Annotated in this window: 5 protein-coding genes and 1 pseudogene; 3 read left to right on the top strand and 3 right to left on the bottom strand. The window is 67.0% G+C overall.

What is annotated here, in order from left to right:
• Positions 1–154: carboxymuconolactone decarboxylase family protein (locus VKG81_RS10290; RefSeq protein WP_324395817.1), on the top strand; the 154-nt coding region annotated here is incomplete at its 5' end.
• 28 nt (positions 155–182) lie between these two features.
• On the opposite strand, the pseudogene VKG81_RS10285 reads toward VKG81_RS10290, so the two are convergent.
• Both VKG81_RS10285 and VKG81_RS10280 read right to left on the bottom strand, forming a co-directional pair.
• Positions 183–1,382 (bottom strand): annotated as a pseudogene (locus VKG81_RS10285) (FAD-dependent oxidoreductase).
• A 19-nt stretch (positions 1,383–1,401) separates the two neighbouring features.
• On the bottom strand, positions 1,402–2,781 hold the full coding sequence (locus tag VKG81_RS10280) for an MBL fold metallo-hydrolase (RefSeq protein ID WP_324395814.1): 1,380 nt from the start codon (positions 2,779–2,781) through the stop codon (positions 1,402–1,404).
• Between the two features lie 208 nt (positions 2,782–2,989).
• On the opposite strand from VKG81_RS10280, the gene VKG81_RS10275 reads away from it, so the two are divergent.
• On the top strand, positions 2,990–3,862 hold the full coding sequence (locus VKG81_RS10275) for a sulfite exporter TauE/SafE family protein (RefSeq protein ID WP_324395816.1): 873 nt from the start codon (positions 2,990–2,992) through the stop codon (positions 3,860–3,862).
• A 65-nt stretch (positions 3,863–3,927) separates the two neighbouring features.
• The gene (locus VKG81_RS10270; RefSeq protein WP_324395815.1) at positions 3,928–4,197 is read left to right on the top strand and encodes a metal-sensitive transcriptional regulator; all 270 of its coding nucleotides are present in this window, start codon (positions 3,928–3,930) and stop codon (positions 4,195–4,197) included.
• Positions 4,198–4,498: 301 nt separating this feature from the next.
• Here the strand turns inward: VKG81_RS10270 and VKG81_RS10265 are convergent.
• The coding region (locus tag VKG81_RS10265) for a DUF2237 family protein (RefSeq protein ID WP_324395813.1) at positions 4,499–4,716 on the bottom strand (218 nt) is incomplete at its 5' end.

The raw sequence follows: 4,716 nt of genomic DNA, 5'->3' as shown, positions 1-4,716 counted from the left end.
GCACGCCCGGGGTGCCGTGCGCGCCGGAGCAACCAAGGAAGAGGCGGCCGAGGCAATCGGCGTCAGCATCCTGATGGCCGGCGGTCCGGCCACGATCTACGGCGCGCGTGCCTATGACGCGTTCTGCGAATTCAGCGAGGCCGAAGAGGCCTAGTTCGTCCTGTCCCCCTGGACTGCCGGACTCACACGAGGCCTTTGAGCATCAGATTCCAATACATGAAGGGCAATCCGTACTTCTTCAGGTACCAGTACGCCCGGTGTGGCTTCGTCGGGTCGAGCAGCGGGAACGACGGCGTCATGTCGAGCGAGTAGTCGAATTCGGCCAACAGCATCGCGTGCGACGAGGTGACGATCGGGCATGACGCGTAGCCGTCGTACGCGGCGCGCAGCGGCTGGTGCTTCAGGTACGAGTCGATGTTGTCCGCGACGACGGGGGCTTGCTCGCGAATCGCGGCTTTGGTCTTCGAGTTTGGTGAAGAACCGGCGTCGCCGAGGCCGAAGACGTTCGGGTGGCGCACGTGCTGCATCGTGTGCTTGTCGATGTCGACGTAGCCGTTGGCGTCCCCGCTCGACAACGGGCCGGCCTTGAGCCAGTCTGGTGCCGACTGGCGCGGAACGGCGTGCAGCATGTCGTAGGGCAGCGTGGTGTCGGTTCCGCCATCGCCGACACCGCTGACCGCGACCTTGTGCGCCGCGGCGTCGACGGAGGTCACCTCGGAGTTGGTGTGCAAGTTGATGCCGTAGTCGGCGATGATCGCGTCGAGGTGATCCGCGATTGCCGGGATGCCGAAGATCCGCGGGGTGGGTATCACAAGATGGACGTCGATGTCGTTGCGCACGCCCTCTTTTCGCCAGAAGTCGCACGCCAGGTATGCGATCTTCTGAGGCGCGCCGGCGCACTTGATGGGTCCGGACGGCATCATGAACACCGCGGTGCCCGACCGCATCGTGCGGATGAGATCCCAGGTGCGCGGGGCGAGGTCGAATTGGTAGTTCGACGACACGCCGTCGGTGCCCAGCGTGTCCTCGAGTCCCTATGTTTTGTTCCAGTCGAGTTGGATACCCGGGCAGACCACGAGGACGTCGTACTCGTGGGTGGCCCCGTCGGCGCATGTGACCGTGTTGTTGTCGGGGTCCACGGCCGAGGCGGCATTCCTGATCCAGGTGGCCTGCTTGGGCATCACCGCGGATTCGGGCCGCGCGGTCGTCGACGCGTTGGCTTGGCCTCCGCCGACGAGGGTCCACAGCGGCTGGTAGTAGTGCGTGGTGGACGGCTCGATGACCGCGAGGTCGGGGTAGCCCTTGCGCAGCATGCGGGCCGCGACCGTGATGCCCGCGGTCCCGCCGCCGATGATGAGGATCTGATCCTTGTCGGTGGTCATGGTGGTTTCCCTTTGTCGCTCAGACGGTTTGGATCGCTTCTTGCCAGGCGTTGTAGCCGCCGATGATGTCGCTGACGTCGACGAAGCCGCGTTGCCGCAGCAGGCTCGCGGCGACCGACGAGCGGTAGCCGCCGCGGCAGTACACGACGGTCGGCAAGGTGGCGTCGAGCTCGTCGAGGCGCCCGGGCAGCTGGCTCACGGGAATGTTGATCGCGCCGGGGATCATGCCGGCCGCGGTCTCGGCCGGGTTGCGGACGTCGACGATCTGCAGACCGACCGGCCCCAGGGTGCGCTCCTCGAATGCCGTGGCCGTCAACCGCGATGCGATCTGGAGATCCTCTGGGTGCTCGAGCATCACCTGGTAGGGCGCCTCGAGGTAGCCGATCACCCGGTCGAAGCCGATTCGGGCGAGCCGGTTCTTTCCCTCGAGCTCCTGACCCGGTTCGGTGACCAGGACGATGTCGAGGTCGGGCGGCAGCACCGAACCGGCGAATTCGGCGTAGCGGCCGCCCAGCCCGATGTTGACGGCGTGGCACAGGTGGCCTCGGGCGAACTCCTCTCCAGTACGCCCGTCGACCAGCACGGCGCCGGCCTCCATCGCCTCGAGCACCTGCGCATAGGTCATCGCAGCGGGCATCTGGCTTTCGTCCAGCAGTCCGCGGGCCTTGCGGTTGAGGATCGCGTCGTAGATGAAATAACCCGGGGCGGGTGGCTGCCCCTCGGTGACGAGCCGCATGAACGTCGGCTTGTCCGGCGCGCGCAGGGCGTAGTTCGTCGCCTTCTGGTCGGCGATGGTCGACCACAGGTCGGTCGACAGGTTCTTGCCACAAGCCGAGCCGGCGCCGTGGGCGGGGTACACCCGTGTCGGGTCGGGCAGCGTCATCAGCTTGTTGTGCAGCGAGTCGTAGAGCTTGTCGGCGAGCTCGTCGCGGGTGAAGCCGATCGAGGCCAGCAGGTCGGGTCGGCCCACGTCCCCGATGAACAGGGTGTCGCCGGTGAGCACGCCGTAGGGCACGGTATCGTCGGCGTGCTCGTACACCACGATGCTCACGGACTCGGGAGTGTGCCCGGGAGTGTGGCGGAACTCGAGCGTGACGTCGCCGAGCGAATAGCGCTCGCCGTCGTCGACGCCCATGAACTCGAATTCCGGCTTGGCAACCGACGAGTAGACGATCTTCGCGCCGGTCGCCTTCGCAAGTTCGAGGTGGCCCGACAGGAAATCGGCGTGGAAGTGGGTCTCGATGACCAGCTCGATGGTCAAGCCGGACTCGGTGGCGTCGGCGAGATACTCGGACACGTCGCGCTGTGGGTCGACGACGACGGCGCGCCCGCTCGCCTCGTCACCGATCAGATACGAGGCGTGCGAGAGGCACTCCAGGTAGTACTGGATGAATTTCATGGTGTTCGTCCTTTCGCCCTCTCACTGTTCGTGCGTTCGGATGTCGAACCGTCGCTCAACGGCGATCGCGCCGAAGGTACCCAACGGGGTAGGGTATCGAGCTCAAAAGATGCTATACCCGTAGGGGTATGTGTTAACATGCTTTGAATATACCCCCGGTGGTATCAGAGTCAAGGTGCTGAGCCGGGAGCCGTACCGAGAGGACGTCATGATCGCGCTGACCGTGGTGCTGGCCGTCGTCGTCGGCGTGTCGCTGGGCTTGCTCGGCGGTGGGGGCTCGATCCTGACGGTCCCGCTGCTTGCCTACGTGGCCGGCACGGAGGCCAGGCATGCCATCGCCATGTCCTTGCTGGTGGTCGGCGTGACCAGCGCGATCGCTGCGATCGCCCACGCGCGGGCGGGGCGGGTGCATTGGCGCGTCGCGGCGGTCTTCGGCGTGGCGGCGATGGCCGGCGCCTACGCCGGCGGGCGGCTGGCCCGGTTCGTTCCCGGCACCGTGCTGCTGATCGCGTTCGCGGTGATCATGATCGCCGCCGGCGTCGCGATGCTTCGCGGCCGCAGGGAAACCGTCGCCACGGGCGACCAGCCGGTGCCGGTGCTCAAAATCACCCTGCTGGGCGTAGCCGTCGGCGTGATCAGCGGACTCGTCGGCGCGGGCGGCGGCTTCCTGCTGGTACCGGCCCTGGCCCTGTTGGCCGGGCTGCCGATGCCGGCAGCGGTGGGTACCTCCCTGGTCGTCATCTCGATGCAATCCTTCGCGGGCCTCGCCGGGCACCTGGCCACCGAACACATCGACTGGCGGCTGGCGGCCATGGTCACCGCTGCCGCGGTCGTCGGGGCCCTGGTCGGCGGACGTCTGATCCGCTGGGTCGATCCCAAGGCACTGCGCACGACGTTCGGCTGGATGGTGCTGTTCATGGCCTCGCTGGTGCTGGCCCAGGAGGTCCATCCGTCCGTCGGGGCCGCGGCCGCCGGGCTGACCTTGTTCGCCGCCGCCACGACCCTGGCCTGTAGTCGATACGCCCACTGCCCGCTGCGCCGGCTCGCCCGCCACTCCGACGCCCACACCGCGGCGGCATGACCGTCGGGAATACCCCCGCGGGTAAAATCATTGAGGCAGACACGACTGACGGAAAAGGGGAAGACGTGGTTGGTGACGAAGACACCGTCGCAGCGGTGCTGAATCGGCTGCGCCGCGCCCAGGGGCAACTCGCCGGGGTGATCTCGATGATCGAGCAGGGCCGCGATTGTAAGGACGTCATCACCCAGCTGGCTGCGGTATCGCGCGCCCTGGACCGGGCCGGTTTCAAGATTGTCGCGAGCGGGCTGCGCGAATGCGCCAACGGCCCCTCGGCCAAGGGCGCCGCGCCGATGACCGAAGCCGAACTGGAGAAGCTGTTCTTGGCGCTTGCGTGACGTGTGTGGGTCCGGGGCTCGCGAAAGCCCGACCGCGCTGACCGAATGGTCCCGCATACAGACCCGGCCCGCCGCGCAAAGTCGTCACCGCGGACGGGCGCGAAGCGTGTTGTGCTGACGCGGGTCTCATCACAGAACCGAGTAAGGCACCCTCTTGGGCCGCGGAAGGGCGCGCTCTTCTCCCGGTCGGTGTGTCTCGGATCTTCGTCTCAGAAGTAACTGTCTCTATAGCGGCGCTCGGGTATTTGTGGGGCATTCGTCGCGGGGCGCCACCTGGGGCATCTTCATGACGTCGTCCTCGTCACAGGTTGCCCAGGTCGTCGGGCACATCGACGGCGTGCTCCCGGAGCGCTTCCAGGCTCACCACGTCGAGGGTGCGCTCGTGGGTGGCGGCCAGCACCACCGGGGCGGCGTAGCCGTCGTGGTAGGCCCGCAGCCAGTTCACCGCGGTGACGCACCAGCGGTCGCCGGGCACGAGGCCGGGAAACCGGTACTGGGGTAGCGGCGTCGACAAATCGT

Origin of the sequence: Mycobacterium sp. (assembly GCF_035314905.1) — a bacterium.
In the GTDB taxonomy this organism is placed as follows: domain Bacteria; phylum Actinomycetota; class Actinomycetes; order Mycobacteriales; family Mycobacteriaceae; genus Mycobacterium.
The sequence above is the reverse complement of the archived record's forward strand: the minus strand, read 5'-3'. Positions and strand labels throughout refer to the sequence as shown.

Excerpts from the sequence above, each read along its gene's own strand:
- VKG81_RS10280 (WP_324395814.1), bottom strand. The coding sequence starts at position 2,781 with ATGAAATTCATCCAGTACTACCTGGAGTGCCTCTCGCACGCCTCGTAT.
- VKG81_RS10275 (WP_324395816.1), top strand. The coding sequence starts at position 2,990 with ATGATCGCGCTGACCGTGGTGCTGGCCGTCGTCGTCGGCGTGTCGCTG.